The sequence below is a fragment of the Qipengyuania flava genome, from assembly GCF_011762005.1.
In the GTDB taxonomy this organism is placed as follows: Bacteria; Pseudomonadota; Alphaproteobacteria; order Sphingomonadales; family Sphingomonadaceae; genus Qipengyuania; species Qipengyuania flava.
On sequence record NZ_JAASQU010000004.1, the window covers coordinates 91610 to 110449 of the forward strand.

At 65.8% G+C, this 18840-nt stretch carries 18 protein-coding genes and 1 tRNA gene; 17 read left to right on the forward strand and 2 right to left on the reverse strand.

All coding sequences use genetic code 11. The features are described from left to right. The first annotated feature begins 16 nt into the window (after positions 1–16). From tsaD to FHS69_RS12855, 12 genes are all read left to right on the forward strand, one after another. A complete protein-coding gene (gene tsaD, locus FHS69_RS12800; RefSeq protein WP_166778017.1) occupies positions 17–1045 on the forward strand; it encodes a tRNA (adenosine(37)-N6)-threonylcarbamoyltransferase complex transferase subunit TsaD in 1029 nt (342 codons plus the stop codon). Continuing rightward, entirely contained in the window at positions 1042–2031 is a 990-nt protein-coding gene (locus tag FHS69_RS12805) for an NAD(P)H-dependent glycerol-3-phosphate dehydrogenase (protein ID WP_166778018.1), read from the forward strand. The genes tsaD and FHS69_RS12805 overlap by 4 nt, the downstream gene beginning before the upstream one ends. Further along, positions 2028–3530 (forward strand): oligosaccharide flippase family protein, encoded by a 1503-nt coding sequence (locus FHS69_RS12810; RefSeq protein WP_166778019.1) that lies wholly within the window; start codon positions 2028–2030, stop codon positions 3528–3530. Before FHS69_RS12805 ends, FHS69_RS12810 begins: the two co-directional genes overlap by 4 nt. Positions 3531–3619: 89 nt before the next feature. Further along, positions 3620–5326 carry a vWA domain-containing protein gene (locus FHS69_RS12815; RefSeq protein WP_166778020.1) on the forward strand — a complete coding sequence of 569 codons (1707 nt, stop codon included), beginning with the start codon at positions 3620–3622 and terminating at the stop codon, positions 5324–5326. Between the two features lie 52 nt (positions 5327–5378). Then, the gene (locus tag FHS69_RS12820) at positions 5379–6119 is read left to right on the forward strand and encodes an OmpA family protein (RefSeq protein ID WP_166778021.1); all 741 of its coding nucleotides are present in this window, start codon (positions 5379–5381) and stop codon (positions 6117–6119) included. 107 nt (positions 6120–6226) lie between these two features. Next, positions 6227–6775, forward strand: coding sequence for a hypothetical protein (locus FHS69_RS12825; protein ID WP_166778022.1), 549 nt, complete (start codon positions 6227–6229; stop codon positions 6773–6775). A 75-nt stretch (positions 6776–6850) separates the two neighbouring features. Further along, complete coding sequence (locus tag FHS69_RS12830) at positions 6851–7213, forward strand: response regulator (protein WP_067467990.1); 363 nt, start codon at positions 6851–6853, stop codon at positions 7211–7213. A 78-nt stretch (positions 7214–7291) separates the two neighbouring features. Continuing rightward, positions 7292–7678: a four-helix bundle copper-binding protein gene (locus FHS69_RS12835; protein WP_094062710.1), complete on the forward strand. Its 387-nt coding sequence runs from the start codon at positions 7292–7294 to the stop codon at positions 7676–7678. Positions 7679–7762: 84 nt separating this feature from the next. Continuing rightward, positions 7763–8938 carry an acyl-CoA dehydrogenase gene (locus FHS69_RS12840; RefSeq protein ID WP_166778137.1) on the forward strand — a complete coding sequence of 392 codons (1176 nt, stop codon included), beginning with the start codon at positions 7763–7765 and terminating at the stop codon, positions 8936–8938. 211 nt (positions 8939–9149) lie between these two features. After that, positions 9150–9800 carry a maleylacetoacetate isomerase gene (maiA, locus tag FHS69_RS12845; protein ID WP_166778138.1) on the forward strand — a complete coding sequence of 217 codons (651 nt, stop codon included), beginning with the start codon at positions 9150–9152 and terminating at the stop codon, positions 9798–9800. After that, positions 9797–10807: a fumarylacetoacetate hydrolase family protein gene (locus FHS69_RS12850; RefSeq protein WP_067467996.1), complete on the forward strand. Its 1011-nt coding sequence runs from the start codon at positions 9797–9799 to the stop codon at positions 10805–10807. The genes maiA and FHS69_RS12850 overlap by 4 nt, the downstream gene beginning before the upstream one ends. A gap of 28 nt (positions 10808–10835) precedes the next feature. Next, entirely contained in the window at positions 10836–12098 is a 1263-nt protein-coding gene (locus FHS69_RS12855; RefSeq protein ID WP_166778023.1) for a hypothetical protein, read from the forward strand. A 27-nt stretch (positions 12099–12125) separates the two neighbouring features. On the opposite strand, the gene FHS69_RS12860 is transcribed toward FHS69_RS12855, so the two are convergent. Beyond that, positions 12126–13289, reverse strand: coding sequence for an acyl-CoA dehydrogenase family protein (locus tag FHS69_RS12860; RefSeq protein WP_067467999.1), 1164 nt, complete (start codon positions 13287–13289; stop codon positions 12126–12128). Between the two features lie 42 nt (positions 13290–13331). Continuing rightward, positions 13332–14093: a crotonase/enoyl-CoA hydratase family protein gene (locus tag FHS69_RS12865; protein ID WP_166778024.1), complete on the reverse strand. Its 762-nt coding sequence runs from the start codon at positions 14091–14093 to the stop codon at positions 13332–13334. Positions 14094–14210: 117 nt separating this feature from the next. Here FHS69_RS12865 and FHS69_RS12870 point away from each other — a divergent pair, with 117 nt between their 5' ends. From FHS69_RS12870 to FHS69_RS12890, 5 genes are all read left to right on the forward strand, one after another. Then, positions 14211–15479 (forward strand): acetyl-CoA C-acetyltransferase, encoded by a 1269-nt coding sequence (locus tag FHS69_RS12870; RefSeq protein ID WP_166778025.1) that lies wholly within the window; start codon positions 14211–14213, stop codon positions 15477–15479. Between the two features lie 58 nt (positions 15480–15537). Beyond that, on the forward strand, positions 15538–16596 hold the full coding sequence (gene obgE, locus FHS69_RS12875) for a GTPase ObgE (protein WP_067468005.1): 1059 nt from the start codon (positions 15538–15540) through the stop codon (positions 16594–16596). A gap of 88 nt (positions 16597–16684) precedes the next feature. After that, the gene (proB, locus tag FHS69_RS12880) at positions 16685–17806 is read left to right on the forward strand and encodes a glutamate 5-kinase (RefSeq protein ID WP_425128230.1); all 1122 of its coding nucleotides are present in this window, start codon (positions 16685–16687) and stop codon (positions 17804–17806) included. Beyond that, the gene (locus FHS69_RS12885; protein WP_166778027.1) at positions 17803–18714 is read left to right on the forward strand and encodes an NAD-dependent epimerase/dehydratase family protein; all 912 of its coding nucleotides are present in this window, start codon (positions 17803–17805) and stop codon (positions 18712–18714) included. Before proB ends, FHS69_RS12885 begins: the two co-directional genes overlap by 4 nt. Before the next feature lie 49 nt (positions 18715–18763). Further along, positions 18764–18839, forward strand: a tRNA-Thr gene (locus FHS69_RS12890). The last annotated feature ends 1 nt before the right edge of the window (position 18840 follow it).

Consider the following 18840-nt stretch of genomic DNA (forward strand, 5'->3'; position numbering starts at 1 on the left):
GCTAAGGGAAAGCCGGATGGCACTGGTTCTCGGAATTGAAAGCTCCTGCGATGAAACCGCGGTCGCGCTGGTCGACAGCGAACGGCGCATCATGGCGCAACGCATCGCGTCGCAGGATGCCGAACACGCGCCCTTCGGCGGGGTGGTACCCGAGATCGCCGCCCGCGCGCATGCCGAGCGGCTCGCCCCCATGATCGAGGGCGTGCTGGCCGATGCGAATATCGGCCTTGCCGATTGCGACGCGATCGCCGTGACAGCCGGGCCGGGTCTTATCGGCGGGGTCATGGTCGGCTTGGTGAGCGCCAAGGCGCTGGCCATGGCGACCGATACACCCCTGATCGCGATCAACCACCTCGAGGGCCACGCGCTGAGCCCGCGCCTGGCCGACGAGACCATAAAGTTTCCCTATGCTCTCCTGCTGGTATCGGGCGGACATTGCCAGATCCTGCGGGTCGATGGCGTCGGCGACTACCGCCGCCTCGCGACCACTATCGACGATGCGCTGGGCGAGGCTTTCGACAAGACTGCCAAGATCCTCGGGCTCGGCTTTCCCGGCGGGCCCGCCGTGGAACGCACGGCAAAGGATGGCGATGCCGCCGCCGTCCCGCTGCCGCGCCCCATGGTCGGCAGCGGCGAACCGCATTTCTCCTTCGCGGGTCTCAAGAGCGCGGTGCTGCGCGCATATGACAGCGGCAAATACGAAACCGCCGATATCGCCGCCAGCTTCCAGCAGGCGGCAGTCGACTGCGTAACCGACCGGCTGCGTATCGCGCTCGCGAACATGACCGATGTCGATACGCTGGTGGTGGCGGGCGGTGTCGCGGCCAACGCCACGGTGCGCGGCGCGCTCGAGGCGCTTGCCGCCGATCACGCCATGCGTTTTGCCGCGCCGCCCCCGCGCCTGTGCACCGACAATGCCGCGATGATCGCGTGGGCGGGGATCGAACGGCTTGGCCAGGATGATCCGCTCGACATTTCCGCCCGGCCACGCTGGCCGCTCGATCCGCAGGCGGAACCCGTTCGTGGTGCAGGAGTGAAGGCATGAGCGTCGGTGTAATCGGAGCGGGAGCATGGGGTACGGCGCTAGCGCAGATGCTCGCCAGCGACGGGCGTGACGTGCTGATCTGGGCGCGCGAGGCGGAACTGGTCGCAGAGATCAATTCGGCACGGACAAACTCGCTTTTCCTGCCTTCGGCGACGCTTTCCGATACAATCCGTGCAACCGGCGACCTCGGCGAAATGGCGGGGCTCGACGCGCTGCTCGTCGTCACCCCGGCGCAGCACATGGGTAGCGTACTGGCCGCCATACCCGAACACCCGCGCGATCTCGTGCTGTGCTCCAAGGGCATCGAAGCCGGCACCGGCCGCCTGATGAACCACGTCGCCAAGGACGCCGCGCCGGGCAGCGCAATTGCGGTCCTGTCGGGTCCCACCTTCGCACATGAAGTCGCCGCCGGCCTGCCCACTGCCGTCACGCTTGCCTGTGCCGAAGGCGAAGAGCAGTGGGACCGCATCGCTCCGCTCGTCGCACGACAGGCGTTCCGGCCATACTTCTCGGACGACGTCACCGGTGCCGAGATCGGAGGTTCGGTCAAGAACGTGCTCGCCATTGCCTGCGGTGTGGTCGACGGGCTCGGGCTCGGCCAGAATGCCCGCGCCGCGCTGATCGCGCGCGGCTATGCCGAAATGCTACGCTTCGGTGAGGCTCTGGGCGCGCGTGCCGAGACGCTCGCCGGTCTGTGCGGCCTCGGCGATCTGGTGCTGACCTGCTCTTCCACCTCGAGCCGCAATTTCTCGCTCGGCAAGGCGCTGGGCGAAGGCCGGAAGGCCGATGAACTGATGGCCGATCGCAAGACCGTGGCCGAAGGCGCGCATACCGCGCCGGTGCTCGTCGAACTGGCCGCGCGCCACGCGATCGTCATGCCGATCGTCACGGCGGTCTACGATCTGCTCAAGGGCGACGAGCCGCGCGCCGTGGTGTCCGCGCTGCTGTCGCGGCCGCTGCGCGCCGAACAGGGCAGCGCCGAGTGACCGACGAAAAACCCGACGAGGACCTGTCCGCGCTGGCCAAGGGCGGACGGCAGAATTTCTTCGGCTTCATTCTGCGGCTGGTTGCGCGGCTACCCTTCCTCTTCATTGCCGGCCGCCTCTACGGCCCTGACGCTCTGGGCCGCTTCGCCTCGGCACTGGTGGTGGTCGAACTGGTAGCGCTGGTGTGCGCCATGGGCGAGAAGCGCGGGCTGGCGCAGCGACTGTCCGAAGGCGAGGACACGCATCCCGCCAACCTCGTCTATGACGGCATGTTGCTGGCCCTGCTGTTCTCGGCGCTCGCCGCAGCCTTCTTCTGGTTCGTCCCCGCACCGCTGTTCCCCAGCGGCGAATACACCGAGCTCGACCGTTTCATCGTGCTGGCCATTCCCGGCTATGCGCTGACCGAGATCGTGCTCGCCGCGCAAGCCTACAAATACGATATCGCCACCACCGTACGCGCGCGCGCAGTGGTCGAGCCGTGGACGATCTCGATCATGGCGGGCGTGTTCTATTTCCTGCCTTCGGTCAGCGAATCCGGGCTGGCAATGGCCTATCTCGCCTCGATCTACGCGGGGCTTGCGACCGGGTTGTGGAGCTTTCTGCGCAGCTATGGCCGCCCGCTTAGCTGGCGGCCGCACCCGGTCTACATGGGCCGGATGACGATGCGCGCACTGCCGCTGGCCACTGCCGACGCGATCGAATGGGGCACGCGTCGCGTCGACATCTTCATCCTCGGTCTGTTCGCCGCTCCGGCCGCGGTGGGCGTCTATTACATCGCGCAGCAGGTTGCGAGCCTGCCACAGAAACTGAAGACCAGTTTCGAACCGATCCTCGGTCCGGTCATCACCAAGAACCTGAAGACCAGGAACTACGAGGCGATCGCGAAACAGATCTGCCAGGTGGGGTTCTGGATCGTGGCGACGCAGGCGGGCATCGCGCTGGCGCTGGGCGTGCCGGGCGAGGCGGTGATGGGGCTGGTGGGCCCCGAATTCGTGGGCGGCACCGGCGCGCTTGCCTTCCTGCTCGTGGCCGAAGTGGTCGCCGCGACCGCGGTCGTTTCCGAAGCGGTGCTGGTCTATGTCGCGCGCGTGCGCAATCTGTGGATCTCGATCGGCACGATCGCGCTGCAGGCGGTGCTGACCGTGGTGCTGATAAAGGCCATGGTCGCGGGCGGTTATGGCGAACCCTACAAGGCGGCCGCGGCGGCGATCGCGCTGATGCTTGCGCTGGGCACCGCCAGCTTCGTCAAGGCGGTGTTGCTCTCGCGCATTCTCGGCCAGTCCATCAACACTTTCCGCTGGCCGCTGATCTGGGCGGTCGCCCCCGCCGTTCTGGTCGGTTGGGCGGCGACGCAACTGCCCGAATGGGCCGAGCTGATCGTCGGCATTCCGGCGATCCTCGGCGTTTATGGCCTGATTATCTGGAAGCGCGGCTTCGGTCCCGAGGACCGCGTGCTGTTCCGCCGCAATCTCGACAAAGAAGAGCCGGAGCGCATCTGAGCGGTTCGTCGCGCACATGCCACGTTCAGTAGGTATTCACCCCGGGAGCGGGTAGCTTGGAGCACTCGCAAGGAAGGGGAGGACTGCCCATGCGTTTCGCAAGATTTACCGTCACTTGTGCAGCGGCCGCACTGATCGCGGGCTGCGCCGCGCAGCAGGATGGCGACACCATAATCGCCACCGCGTCGAAGGCCGATCAAACCCGCGAAGCAGGTGCTGTACCGCCACCGCCGCCCCCGCCTCCTCCCCCTCCCCCGCCGCCACCGTCCTTGCATATGGCGAGCCCGGTCATGGTCACCGGAGCACGCGTCAGCGCGGATGCAGCGGTCACCGATCCGGTCGATTCCGCCGTAATCGAGCGCGACTATCGCTATTTTCCGCCCGTCTTCGTGCCCTCACCGCCGAGCCGCGACCAGTATGACGGCGAAGAGGTTTCGCCGGTCAAGCTGGTGGGCAGCGAACCGGTTTCCACCTTCTCGGTCGATGTCGATACCGGCGCCTATACCAATGCCCGCCGGTTCATTTCCGAAGGCCAGCTGCCGCCCCGCGGCGCGGTGCGGACCGAGGAATTCATCAATTACTTCCGCTACGATTACGACCGCCCCGACAGCGCGGCGCAGCCCTTTACCGTCAACACCGATGTCGCGGTCAGCCCGTGGAATGCCGATGCGCGCCTCGTGCGTATCGGCCTCGCCGGATACGAGATGCCCGAACAGGAGCGGCCTGCGGCGAACCTCGTCTTCCTGCTCGATGTCTCGGGTTCGATGCACAGCCGCGACAAGCTGCCGCTGGTCAAGACCGCGATGCGCCAGCTCGCCGGAATGCTGACCGAACGCGACCGCGTATCTATCGTGGTCTATGCGGGCGCGGCGGGGCTGGTGCTCGAGCCCACCAATGACGAACGCCGGATCAGGGACGCGCTCGACCAGCTCGAAGCCGGCGGTTCGACCGCGGGTGGCGCAGGCATCGAGCTCGCCTATCGCGTGGCCGAAGGCAGTCGCATCGAGGGCGGCGTAAACCGCGTGATCCTGGCCACCGATGGCGATTTCAACGTCGGCACCGCGGATCGCGAGGCGCTGGTGGAACTGATCGAGCAGAAGCGCGAAACCGGCGTTACGCTGTCGGTGCTGGGCTTTGGCCGCGGCAATCTCAACGATGCGATGATGGAACAGGTCGCCAACAACGGGAACGGCAATTATTCCTACATCGACAGCGCGCTGGAGGCGCGCAAGGTGCTCGGCGACGAGGTCGGCGCGACGCTGTTCACAATCGCCAAGGATGTGAAGATCCAGGTCGAGTTCAATCCCGCGGTGGTCAGCCAGTACCGCCTGCTCGGCTATGAGAACCGCGCGCTGCGTGAAGAGGATTTCGACAATGACGCGGTCGATGCGGGCGACATCGGCGCGGGCCACCAGGTCACCGCGATCTACGAGGTGATCCCCGCCGGTGCGAAGGGCTGGATCCCCGCGCGGCGCTATGAAGATGCAGTCGACGCGCGCGCGCGCGAACTGGCCACCGAAGCCGCCTTCGTGAAACTGCGCTACAAGCAACCCGGTGGCGATACCTCGCAATTGCTCACTTACACGCTGCCTGCCGCCGCGCTTGCCACGCAGCGCGTGCCGCAGGGCGATTTCGCCTTCGCCAGCGCGGTCGCCGCGTTCGGGCAGAAATTGCGCGGCGATGCGCTGCTCGACGGGTTTACCTATCCGCAGCTCGTGTCCCTGGCGGGGCCGCAGACCGATTTCTGGCGCCAGGAATTCCTCCAGCTGGTGAAGACCGCGGTCGGGTTGGAATAAGCCGCCTCGCAGCGCTTGGCAGGCGGGGCGGCAGGCGGCTAAGAGCCGTGACATGCCGATCCGCCCGTCTTTCGCGATCCTCGCCGGTGCCGTCGTGTGCGTCGCCAGCGCCTATGCGCTGGCCGAACGCGCCGCGCCGGGCTTCGTCGAGCGGCTCGAGACGCAGTCCGACGCAGCGATTGCCGATGCCGGAGGCGAAGGCGTGTCCGCGCGCTTCGTCAATATCAACGGTTCGCCCACGCGCCATCCGGTGCTCGAAGGCGGGGGAGTGTTGAACGAGGCTACCCGTGCCCGCGTGGCCCGCGCGGTCTACGACGTTCCCGGCGTGGGCGGCGTGGTGTGGAGCGACGGCACGCTGCGCGCCGAAAGCGACGAGCCCACTTACCAGCCGCTGCACTGCCAGGAGGATGTCGAGGGGCTGCTGCGCACGCGTTCGATCCGCTTCGAGGAAGCGAGCAGCGCGCTGTTGCCCGCGAGCCGCATCCTGCTCGACGAGGTCGCCGAGGCGCTGCGCCCCTGCCTCGGTTCGATCATCGCGATAACGGGCCACACCGACAAGGCGGGCACCGAACCGGGCAATCTGGCGCTCAGCATGGAACGTGCGCGCGTTGTCCGCGAAGCGCTGGTCCGCCGCGGGATCCCGCGCGATGGCCTGCGCGCCAGCGGCGTCGGCTCGAGCCGGCCGGTCGAAGGCCTCGCGCCCAGCGATCCGGCCAACCGCCGGATCGAATTCTCGGTCATCCGTACCGAACCGCTGCGCCCCACCCCTGTCGACACGCCCGGAGCCCGCTGATGCCGCTGTGGTTCGAACTGGCTTCGCTGATGCTCGCTGCCTATGGTGCCGGGATCGGCATCGGCTGGGCGCTGTGGGGCCGCCAAGACCAACATGAGGAATAGACCATGAGCGAATTGCTTCAGACCTATTGGCCGCTGATCGTCGCCGCGCTGCTGCTCGGCCTGGTGATCGCCTGGTATCTGTTCAGCGCCTCGCGCAAGACGCGCGTTAGTGGCACGAGTGGCGACGTGCTCGACGAAGGCGCCGCTCCCGCTCAGCGCAACAAGGCGCTGATCGACAGCGCGCCCGCCGCCACGCCGATGCAACCCGCTGCAGGCATTCCGGCCGAACCCGCCGCCCCTGCCGCAGCCACCGCCCCGGCCGCCGTCACCCCCGCCCCGGAAAAGCCGGCAGCCCCGCCCGCTGCCAGCGGCGCGGACGACCTTACCCGCATCAAGGGCGTCGGCCCCAAGCTCAGCAGTACGCTGAACGCGATGGGGGTCACCTCCTTCGCGCAGATCGCAGCTTGGGACGAGGCCGAGATCGACCGGATCGATGCGCAGCTCGGCCGCTTCCAGGGCCGTATCCGCCGCGACGACTGGGTCGGCCAGGCAAGCCTGCTGGCCGCGGGTGACGACAGCGGCTTCGCCCAGCGCTACGGCAAGCTGTCCTGACTTCCAGACTGAATTCCGGAACGATTCCTCTCCTGCGGTATTTTCCTACTTGGGTCGCATACGAGGAGAGCCAGGATGGGACAGCAATTGCGAGTACTCGTTGCCGAGGATGAACCGATCGTCGGTTTCGACCTGTGCGACACGGTGGCCGAAGCCGGTTACATGGTCGAAGGTCCGTTCGACGAAATTTCGTCCGCCATGCTGTCCTTCCAGAAATGCAAGCCTGACATCGCCATCCTCGACGTCCAGCTGGGTGATGGCATCGTCTATCCGCTGGCCGAACAGATGATGGCGGAGAACGTCCCCGTCATTTTCCATTCGGGCCGGCTGTCCCCCGATGAGGTTGCGCTCCGGTTCCCGCGTGCGCAGGCGCTGTCCAAGCCCTGCCCGCCAGCCGAAATGATCGACTCGATCCAGCGCGCCGCCGCAAAGGCCTGACCCCGAAGACCAGCCGGAACCACTGCGGCTTGCGATCCATTGCTTGGGCATACAACCGCCCAACAAAGGAATTCGCCAATGTCGCTTCCCACTATGATCGCCGCCCACCCGCAGGTGGAAAACGAGACCGAGGAACTGGTCACCGCTGCACGGCACGCCATGCTGTGTTCGCTGTTCTGCACCAGCTGCGCCGATGCCTGCGTGGCCGAGGACATGGACATGGCGCAGTGCGTCCGCAACTGCCTCGACTGCGCCGATGTCTGCGCCGCGACCGCGCGACTGGCCGTCCGCCGGACCGCGCAGAATATCGATGTCCTGCGCGCGCAGCTCGAAGCCTGCATAACCGCCTGCGAAACCTGCGCCGCCGAGTGCGAGAGCCATGACAATCCGCACTGCTCGCTCTGCGCCAAGATGTGCCGCGAATGCGCGGAAGATTGCCGCAAGGCGCTGCCGCTGGTGAAGTGAGCCTTCGCGGCCCGCGCGGGTCTTGCCCCGCGCGGGCAACCCTGCCAGTGGCTGGGTTGGAAAAGAGGAGACCACATGGCCGGAATGGTGCCTTTCGCCTGGGACGATCCGTTCAATCTCGACGCGGAACTGACCGAGGAAGAGCGGATGATCCGCGACGCTGCCCACGCCTTTGCGCAGGGTGAATTGCAACCGCGGGTGATCGAGAACTTCAGCAAGGAAGTCGACGATCCCGAGCTGTTCCCGATGATGGGCGAAGCCGGCCTTCTCGGCGCCACCGTGCCCGAGGAATATGGCGGCGCGGGTGCCAGCTATGTGGCCTACGGACTTATCGCGCGCGAGATCGAGCGGGTCGACAGCGGCTATCGTTCGATGGCGTCGGTCCAGTCGAGCCTCGTGATGTATCCGATCCATGCCTACGGCTCGGAAGAACAGCGAAAGAAATACCTGCCCGGCCTCGCCAGCGGGAAGCTGATCGGCTGCTTCGGCCTGACCGAGCCCGACGCGGGCAGCGATCCGGGCGGGATGAAGACCACGGCCAAGAAGGTCGATGGCGGCTATGTCATTTCCGGATCCAAGACCTGGATTTCGAACGCTCCCTTCGCCGATGTCTTCGTCGTCTGGGCGAAGAGCGAAGCGCATGGCGGCGGTATTCGCGGCTTCGTGCTCGAAAAAGGCATGAAGGGCCTCTCCGCCCCCAAAATCGAAGGCAAGCTGAGCCTGCGCGCGTCGACCACCGGTATGATCGTGATGGACGAAGTCGAGGTCGGCGAAGATGCGCTGCTGCCCGAAGTGCAAGGTCTGAAAGGTCCGTTCGGCTGTCTCAACCGCGCACGCTACGGCATCAGCTGGGGCGCGATGGGTGCGGCCGAGTTCTGTCTCCACGCCGCGCGCCAGTACGGGCTCGACCGGCACCAATTCGGCGTCCCGCTGGCAAGCAAGCAGCTCTACCAGCTCAAACTCGCCGACATGGTCACCGAGATTTCGCTGGGCTTGCAATCCTCGTTGCGCGTCGGACGGCTGATGGACGAAGGCAAGTTCGCGCCCGAGATGATCAGCATCGTCAAGCGGAACAATGTCGGCAAGGCGCTCGATATCGCGCGCAAATCGCGCGACATGCACGGCGGCAACGGCATTTCGGAAGAATACCAGGTGATCCGCCACATGGTGAACCTCGAGACGGTCAACACCTATGAGGGCACGCATGATGTCCATGCGCTGATCCTCGGCCGGGCAATCACGGGGATCGCCGCGTTTTGACCCAACCGGCTCGGGCTGACCTGTCCTACAATGCGGCCTTGTGCCACAAGCTGGTCATGCCCCGTTCCCGCACTCGTACCGCTTGCGCCCGCAATCTGCCGCGCGTGCGGGCGGCGGGTTTTTTCCGCTTGTACCGTGTAACACCCGGTCCATGTCGTAGAAGCACCCAGAGCCATTCCAACACTCGCGCAAGATCGGGAGTCGCAGCATGATCCGTCTTCACGGCTACTATCGCAGCTCGACCAGCTATCGCCTGCGCATCGCGCTTGAGCTGAAGGGGCTAGCTTACGAATACGTCCCGGTAAACTTGCTCGAAAGCGAACAGAAAGGTGACGCTTTCACCAGCCGCAACCCGTTCGGTTCGGTCCCGCTGCTCGAGGTCGATGGCAAGGATTACGTCCAGTCGATGGCGCAGCTCGAATGGCTCGACGAGGCCTATCGCGACAAGCCCTTGCTGCCTGCGGATCTCGAGCATCGCTACGTTGCGCGCGAACTGGCTTATGCCATCGCGACCGAACTGCACGCGCCGCTCAACCTGCCCGTTCTCAAGTATCTCGCCAATGAATACGGCAAGTCGCAGGACGAAATCGGCGTGTGGTACCGGCACTGGCTGGCGCGCACGCTCGATCCGCTCGAGGCGCGGCTCGCGCAGCTGGGTACGGGCGACTTCCTGTTCGCCGAACCGGGCTTCTTCGAAGTGTGCCTGCTGCCGCAGGTCTACAATGCCCGCCGCTTCGGCTTCGACTTCTCCGACAAACCCCACACCACCCGGATCGAACAGGCCTGCCTGGAGCTGCCCCCCTTCCAGCGCGCGCATCCGGACAACCAACCAGACAATCCCGAGAGGAAACAAGAGCTATGAAACTCGCCACGCTCAAGGACGGCACTCGCGACGGCAAGCTCGTGGTCGTGTCCAAGGACCTCACGCGCTACTGCGCGGCGGACAACATCGCGCCGACGCTGCAGCATGCGCTCGACAATTGGGCGGAGATCGCCCCGCGGCTCGAGGCGCTCTATACCGATGTGCAGCACGAAGCCGTGCCGTGCGAACGCTTCCACGAGCGCGAGGCGCATTCGCCGCTGCCGCGCGCCTATCAATGGGCCGACGGCTCGGCCTACATCAACCACGTCGAACTGGTCCGCAAGGCGCGCGGCGCCGAAGTGCCCGAGAGCTTCTACCACGACCCGTTGATGTACCAGGGCGGCAGCGACAGCTTCCTTGCCCCGCGCGACGACATTCCGCTGGGCGACACCAAGTGGGGCTGCGACATGGAAGGCGAGATCGCGGTCATCACCGACGACGTGCCCATGGGCGTGTCCAAGGACGACGCGGCCGATCACATCAAGCTGGTGATGCTGGTCAACGACGTCAGCCTGCGCGGCCTGATCCCGGGCGAACTGGCGAAAGGCTTCGGCTTCTTCCAGTCCAAGCCGGCCAGTGCGTTCTCACCCGTGGCGGTGACGCCCGACGAACTGGGCGATGCATGGTCGGGCAGCGTCATCCATCTGCCGCTGATGGTCGATTACAACGGCCAGCCCTTCGGCCGCGCCAATGCCGGCGTCGATGCCACCTTCAGTCTCGCCGATCTCGTTGCGCATGCCGCGAAGACGCGCACGCTGTCCGCAGGCACGATCATCGGCTCGGGCACGGTCTCGAACCAAGGTCCCGATGGCGATCCGGGCAAGCCGGTGGCCGAGGGCGGGCTGGGTTATAGCTGCATCGCCGAAATCCGCATGATCGAAACCATCGCCAAGGGCGAGGCGAGCACGCGCTTCATGGTGCCGGGCGACACGGTCCGCGTCGAGATGAAGGACAAGGAAGGCCATTCGATCTTCGGCGCGATCGAGCAGACGGTGGTCGAAGCCTGACGCCACCGCTTCTTTCGGAAGTTTCACCATGTCCCGGACACCGCAACGCGTGCGTCGCTGGAAGCTGGCGCTCGGCCTGATCGCCGCTGCAACGCTGGCGCTCGTGCTGCTGGTCACGAGCAGCCAGCCATGGGTGGCGGAATCGCGGCACGCAAGCGCCGAGCAGGTCGCGGCTGCGCGGGCACTGGCGAACGAGGCACGCAAGAGCCGCAAGAGCCGCGAGCCGGTGGCGATCGAAGTCGATGCTGCCGAACTCGATGCGATCTCGGCCATGGTAACGCAGGGTTTCGCGCCCAATCGCTTCGAGGCGGCGGTCGAGGACGGCATACTCACGCTGACCGGTAGCCGCCCGTTCCTCTTCCGCTGGATCAACATCCGCGCCGAAGCGAGCGGTAAGAGCACGGGCATTCCCGAATTCGACGTGCGCATCGGCGCCGTCCCGCTGCCGCGCTGGCTGTCCGACTGGGCACTCGCGCGGATCCAGCAGCGCATGGCGGACCAGGGCGGAACGCTGCCGCCGGTGGACACCATCGTGCGCTCCATGACGATCGGGGAAGACGGGCTTACCGCGCGCGTGCTGGTGCCGCAGGGTAGCCTCCTCGCGCACGCCCGCGCGACCGGGACGCCGCCGATCGACGAGGATGCGGTCGCGGCGGTGTACTGCCGTCTCGCGCGGACGGACGAAGCGCAGCCCGAGCCGCTGCTGGCGCGTCAGCTGGGCCGGGCACTGGCGGCCACCGAACCGACCAGCGAAGGGCACGGTGCCGCGCTCGTCGCACTGGCGCTGTTCACTGCGGGACCCGAAGCCCGCGAACTTGCAGGCGATCGCGTCGCGCTGGGCAATTGCAGCGGTCCTCCCGCGCGCCTCACGCTGCAGGGGCGCGAGGACTGGGCCAAGCACTGGGCGTTGTCCGCCGCGCTCGAAACCGCCGCGGGCAGCCGGATCAGCACCGCGATCGGTGAATGGAAGGAACTTGCCGATACGCTGGCCAAGGGGCCGCTGCTGGCACCCAGGGATCCCAGCGGTTTCTCCTTCGTCGACTTAGCTGCCGATCGTTCGGGCATCATGACCGCGCAGGCACTGCTCGATCCCGCGCGGCTCGAAGACGCCCGTGCCCGGCTGTTGCGGGCCGGCGAAGCCGACCTCCTGCCCGCCGCCACGCTCGAGCTGAGCGATGGCTTGACCGATGCCCAGTTCGCGCGACGCTATGGGGCAACCGACGATCCGCGTTTCGCCGAGAAGGTGAAACAAATCGACGCGATGCTGCGGCAGGGCGGGATCGGCAAATAACGCCACCCCGCCCTGCGCGCGATCCGCTTACATCGAGCGGGCGATGACCATCTTCATCACTTCGTTCGATCCGCCGAAGATGCGGGTGATGCGGCTGTCACGGTACATCCGCGCGATCGGGTAATCGTTGATGAAGCCCGCGCCGCCGTGGAACTGCAGGCACTTGTCGACCACTTCGCCCTGCAGTTCGGTGACCATGTACTTGGCCATGCAGGCGGTCGGCACGTCGAGCTCGCCCTTGAGGTGCTTGGCGATGCAATCGTTGACGAATACGCGCGCCGCCGTGCCGCGCGCGTTGAGATCGGCCAGCACGAATTGCGTGTTCTGGAAATCCCAAATCGTCTGGCCGAACGCCTTGCGGTTCTTGACGAACTCCATCGTGACCTCGAGCGCCTTCTCGATCCCGGTCATCGCGCCCATCGCGATGATCAGGCGTTCCTGCGGCAGCTCGCCCATCAGCTGGTAGAAGCCCTTGCCTTCTTCGCCGCCCAGCACGTTTTCAGCGGGCACGAAGACATCGTCGAAGAACAGCTCGGAGGTGTCCGCGGCGTCCATCCCGACCTTGTCGAGCTTCTTGCCGCGCTGAAAGCCTTCGGCGCCCTCGGTCTCGAGCAACATCAAAGAGATGCCCTTGGCGCGCTCGTTTGGATCGGTCTTGGCGACGACGATGATGAAATCCGCCGTCTGGCCGTTCGAGATATAGGTCTTGGCCCCGTTGATACGGTAGCCATTGCCATCCTTAAGTGCGGTGGTGGTGATGCTCTGCAGGTCCGAGCCGACCCCAGGCTCGGTCATCGCGATCGCGCTGACCAGTTCGCCCGTCACCAGCTTGGGCAGATACTTCTTCTTCTGCTCCTCGGTGCCATGACGCACGAGATAGGGGAGAATGACCGTGTTGTGCAGGCTGGCGGCGAAGCCTTCGACGCCATGCTTCGCTTGCTGGTCGATCACCACCATGTCGTGGCGGAAGTCGCCGCCATGGCCGCCGTATTCCTCGGGCACGGAGACGCCCAACAGACCGGCTTCGCCAGCCTCGTTCCAGAATTCGCGTTCGACCTGGCCATCCTCGCGCCATTTGAGCACACGCTTCTCGGGCGCATGCTGCTGGTAGAACTTGCCCACCGCATCGGCGAAGATGGCAATTTCCTCGTCATCCATGAATTCGGGCTGGGGTACGTTGATCGCTGGCATCTTTCGGGTCCTCTCGAATGTCTTTCTGCGGGCCGCAGGGTCTTACTTGCCCTTCCAGTTCGGCGCGCGTTTCTCGGCAAAGGCGGCTGCGCCTTCGCGGGCGTCCTCGGAAACGAAGACGGGGGCGATAAGCTGGGTCTGGCGCTTGTAGCGTTCGTCCATCGGCCAGCCGCGCGATTGCTTGATCACCTGCTTCGACACGCGAACGGCGAGCGGCCCGTTGGCAACGATGCTCTTGGCCAGTTCCTTGGCCCCGGCGAGCGCATCACCTTCGGTCACGCGATTGATCAGGCCGAGTTCGTAGGCGCGCGCTGCGTCGATGAAATCGCCCGTCAGCGCCAGTTCCATCGCGATCCGTTCTGGGATCTGGTCGGGCAGCATCATCACCCCGCCCGCAGCGGCAACAAGGCCGCGCTTCACTTCGGGAATGCCGAACTTGGCCTTGGCATTCGCGACGACGAGGTCGCAGGCGATCATCAGCTCGAGCCCACCGGCGAGAGCATAGCCTTCGACAGCGGCGATGAGCGGCTTCTCAGGCGGCTGCTGCACCACGCCGCCGAAGCCGCGCCCTTCGACGCTGGGCGACTCGCCGCGCAGGAAGCCCTTGAGGTCCATCCCCGAACAGAAGGTTCCGCCCGCGCCGGTCAGGACGCCGACGCGCAGGCTGTCGTCATTGTCGAGCCGGTCCATCGCCGCGGCAATCGCTTCGGCGGCGGCCTTGGTCATCGCGTTCTTCGCGTCGGGCCGGTTGATCGTGACAATGAGGATGCCGTCCTCTTCGCTGGTCAGGACTTCATCGGTCATAACTGCTCTCTCCCATTTCAAATCGAAACTTGTCTTGCGCCCTTGCTGCGCGACGTTTACGCAAACGTCAACCGGCATTCGCCGCATGAAAAGACAAATCGAGAGGAGTCCGAAGCCATGGCCGAAGCCTATATCATCGACGCTGTCCGCACCCCACGCGGGATCGGCAAACAGGGCAAGGGCGCCCTCGCCCACATGCACCCGCAACACCTTGCATCGACCTGCCTCAAGGCGATCAAGGACCGTAATGATCTCGACACGGCGACGGTCGACGACGTGATCTGGTCGGTCAGCACGCAGGACGGGATGCAGGCAGGCGACCTGGGTCGCATGGCCGCGCTCGACGCCGGCTATGATGTTACCTCTTCGGGCACCACGCTCGACCGGTTCTGTGGCGGCGGCATCACCAGCGTCGCGCTTGCCGCGGCACAGGTCATGAGCGGCATGGAAGATTGCGTCGTCGCTGGCGGGACAGAGATGATGAGCCTCACCGCGCAAATGTCGAAAGACAAGATGGCCGCCGGGCTCAAGCCGCCGATGATGGGCAGCTACAACGAGCGCCTGCAGCGCCTGCACCCGCAGAGCCACCAGGGCGTCTGCGGCGATGCGATCGCGACCATCGAAGGCTTCACCCGCGAAGAGCTAGACGAAGTCGGCTATCGCAGCCAGCAGCGCGCCGCGCAGGCCATTGCCGAAGGCCGCTTCGACAAGTCGGTCGTCCCCGTGAAGGACGACGACGGCAATGTCGTGCTCGACGAGGAAGAATATCCGCGCCCGCAAACCACGCGCGAGGGACTGGCCGAACTCGAACCCGCTTTCACCAAGATCGCCAATGTCCCGCTGGACAAGTCCGGCACCACATTCGCCGGATTGGTCAATGCGAAATATCCCGACGTCGAGATCAAGCATTTCCACCACGCGGGCAATAGCTCGGGCGTCGTCGATGGTGCCGCAGCGGTGCTGGTGGCGAGCAAGGATTACGCGGAAAAGCACGGCCTCAAGCCGCGCGCACGCATCGTCGCCACCGCGAACATGGGTGATGACCCCACGCTGATGCTCAACGCGCCCGTCCCTGCGGCCAAGAAGGTGCTCGAGAAGGCCGGTCTGACCAAGGACGACATCGACCTTTACGAAATCAACGAGGCTTTCGCCGTCGTCGCTGCCAAATTCGTCCGCGATCTCGATCTCGACTGGGACAAGGTCAACGTCAATGGCGGCTCGATTGCGCTGGGGCATCCGATCGGCGCGACCGGCTCGATCCTGATCGGCACGATGGTCGACGAACTCGAACGCCAGAACAAGCGTTACGGCCTCGTCACCATGTGCGCTGCGGGCGGGATGGCCCCCGCGATCATCGTCGAGCGGGTGGACGATTTCGTCGACTGATACGCCATAAGCATGCGCGCCCTCGCCTATGTCCGCGAAAGCGGCTAGAGGGCGCGCCATGCATTTTCTCGACCAAGCCAAGATCTACCTCAAGTCCGGCGCGGGCGGCCCCGGCGCCGTCAGCTTCCGGCGCGAGAAATATATCGAATACGGCGGCCCCGACGGCGGCAATGGCGGCAAGGGCGGCGACATCGTGTTCGAAGCCGTCCAGGGCCTCAACACGCTGATCGACTTCCGCTACGCCCAGCACTTCAAGGCCAAGCGCGGCAATCACGGCCAGGGCAAGGACCAGACCGGTGCCGGTGCGCCCGACCTCATCATCGAAGTCCCCGTCGGAACCCAGATCCTGAGCGAGGACAAGGAGGAGGTCCTGGCCGACTTCACCGAAGTAGGCCAGCGCATCGTCTTCCTCGAAGGCGGCATGGGTGGCCGCGGTAATGCCAGCTACAAGACCAGCACCAACCGCGCGCCGCGCCAGCATCAGCCGGGAGAACCGGGTGAGGAAATGTGGGTCTGGCTGCGGCTCAAGCTGCTTGCCGATGTCGGCCTGCTCGGCCTGCCCAATGCGGGCAAGAGTACGTTCATCAATCAAGTTTCGAACGCCAAGGCCAAGGTCGGCCACTACGCCTTCACAACGCTAATCCCGAAGCTGGGCGTGGTCACACACAAGGGGCGCGAATTCGTGCTCGCGGATATTCCGGGGCTGATCGAAGGCGCCGCCGATGGCGCGGGGATCGGTGACCGGTTCCTCGGCCATATCGAACGGTGCCGCGTGTTGATCCACCTGATCGACATTTCGGGCGACGACCCGGCGGATGCCTATCGCACGGTCAATGACGAGCTGGCGGCCTATGGCAGCGGGCTGGCCGACAAACCGCAGGTGGTCGCACTCAACAAGCTCGATCTTGCCGACGAAGAGCTCGGCGAGGCTTTCGCCGAAGAACTGCTGGCGGCGGGTGCCGACAAGGTGTTCCCCATTTCGGGGGCGACGGGTGCGGGCATTCCCGAGATGCTCGACGCGCTGCTCGGTTACCTGCCCGATCGCACTGCGACCGAGACCAATGCAGCCGAAGTCGAGGACGCACCCGAAGACGGCGGGGAATGGTCGCCGATCTGAAGGCCGCGGCGCCGGGCCGGTCCCGACTTGCAAAAGCGATAGCCATGACGGCTTTCGCGCGCTCGCGGGTTTGGATAGGGCTGGCCCTGTGAAACCGATCGCATCACTAGCCGACCTGCCGCGCGCCAATCGCCTTGTTATCAAGGTCGGTTCGGCCTTGCTGGTGGAACAGGGGCGACCGCGCAGCGCATGGCTGGCCACGCTGGCGACGGAAATCGCCGCGCTGCGGCAGTCGACCCAGATTATCCTCGTATCCTCGGGGGCGATCGCGCTGGGTGCAGCGAAGCTCGGCCTACCGCATGGCGGCCGCGGCAGCCTCGCCGATGCGCAGGCGGCGGCCTCGGTCGGGCAGGTCGAACTGGCGCGGCTGTGGTCCGAAGCGCTGGATGCCCATGCAATCACCGCGGCGCAAATGCTGGTGACCCTTGGCGACCTCGAAGACCGCCGGCGCTATCTCAACGCCTCGGCCACGCTGGGCCGCCTGCTCGAAGCGGGCGCCCTCCCCGTGGTCAATGAGAATGATAGCGTCGCGACCGAGGAAATCCGCTTCGGGGACAACGACCGCCTCGCCGCGCGCGTCGCACAGGCGGCAGGCGCCGATGCGGTGCTGCTGCTGTCCGATGTCGATGGCCTGTATGATCGCGACCCGCGCGAATCCGGCGCCGAACTCATCCCATGCGTCGAAGGCGTCACGCCCGAGATCATCGCCATGGCGAGCGGAAACTCGGGATCGGGGCTCGGTTCAGGTGGAATGCGCGCAAAGCTGCAGGCGGCTCGTATCGCCGAACGCGCGGGCATCGCGCTGGCGATCGGGAACGGGACGCATCGCTCGCCTATCGCCCGCGTCTTCGAAAAGGGCATCGGCACGCTGTTCCTTCCCCAGCGCGACGCCAGCGCACGCGAGGCCTGGCTGGGTGGTAGGCTCGCCCCCGCGGGCGTGATCACCGTCGACGCCGGTTGCGCTGCCGCGCTCGAGAACGGCGCCAGCGTGCTAGCAGCGGGAATTGCAGAGATCGAGGGCGAGTTCGGTCGCGGCGACCTCGTTGCAATCCATGGCCCGAATGGCGCGCGGTTCGGCCAGGGACTGATCGAATACACGGCCGGTGAATGCCGCGCGATCCTCGGCCTGCGCGAAGACCAACAAGCCGCGAAGCTCGGCTACGCCCCCCGCGCCGCCGTGATCCACCGAGACCACATGGTGCGAACATGACGATCGCGCTGACCGGAGCCACCGGCTTCGTCGGGCAGGCGGTGCTCGACGAAGCCCAGCGGCGTGGCGTGACCCTGCGCGCGCTGACCCGCCGCGAACAAGTTGCACGCGAAGGCGTGCAATGGGTCACTGGTACACTCGCCGACGACGGGGCGCTCGCTCATCTGGTCGAGAGCGCCCAGGCGGTGATCCATGTCGCCGGGCTTACCAACAGCCCCGACCCGGCCGATTTCCACGAGGCCAATGTCGTGGGCACGCAAAAGCTGCTCGAGGCGTGCAAGGCGGCTCGAGCCAGGCGGTTCGTCTTCGTCTCCTCGCTGTCGGCACGCGAACCACGGCTGTCGCAATACGGCCATTCGAAGGCGGAGGCGGAAGCAATCGTGCAGTCCAGCGGGCTCGACTGGACGATCGTCCGCCCGCCGGGTGTCTACGGCCCGCGCGACATCGATTACTTCGAGATGTTCCGCAGCGCTCGGCTCGGCCTGGTGCCGCTGCCCCCGCGCGGGGCAAGTTCGATCATCCATGTCGATGATCTTGCAGGACTGTTGCTCGATCTCGTCAACGCCCCACCCGCACTGGTGCGGCGCAAGACCTTCGAACCCGATGACGGGCGCGAGGGCGGCTGGTCTCACAGCGAATTGGCGCAAGCGATCGGCACTGCAGTCGGACGCCGGGTGTTCGCACCGCACCTGCCGCGCTCGGTGCTTTCCGCAGCCGCGCGCGCCGATCGCTTGTTGCGCGGCGATAAGGCACGGCTAACCGCCGACCGCGTCGGCTACATGACGCATCCCAACTGGGTCGCGCGTTCGGCGATGAAAGTCCCGGAGACGGTGTGGGCTCCGCGTATCCATGGCGAGGAAGGGCTCGCCGCGACCGCACGGTGGTATCGCGCACAAGGGTGGCTCTGAATCGCTGGACATTCGCGCGCGTTTTCGCGAAAGGCGCGATTGGTCACGGGCCGGCTTAGCTCAGTTGGTAGAGCACCTGATTTGTAATCAGGGGGCCGCGGGTTCGAATCCTGCAGCCGGCACCAT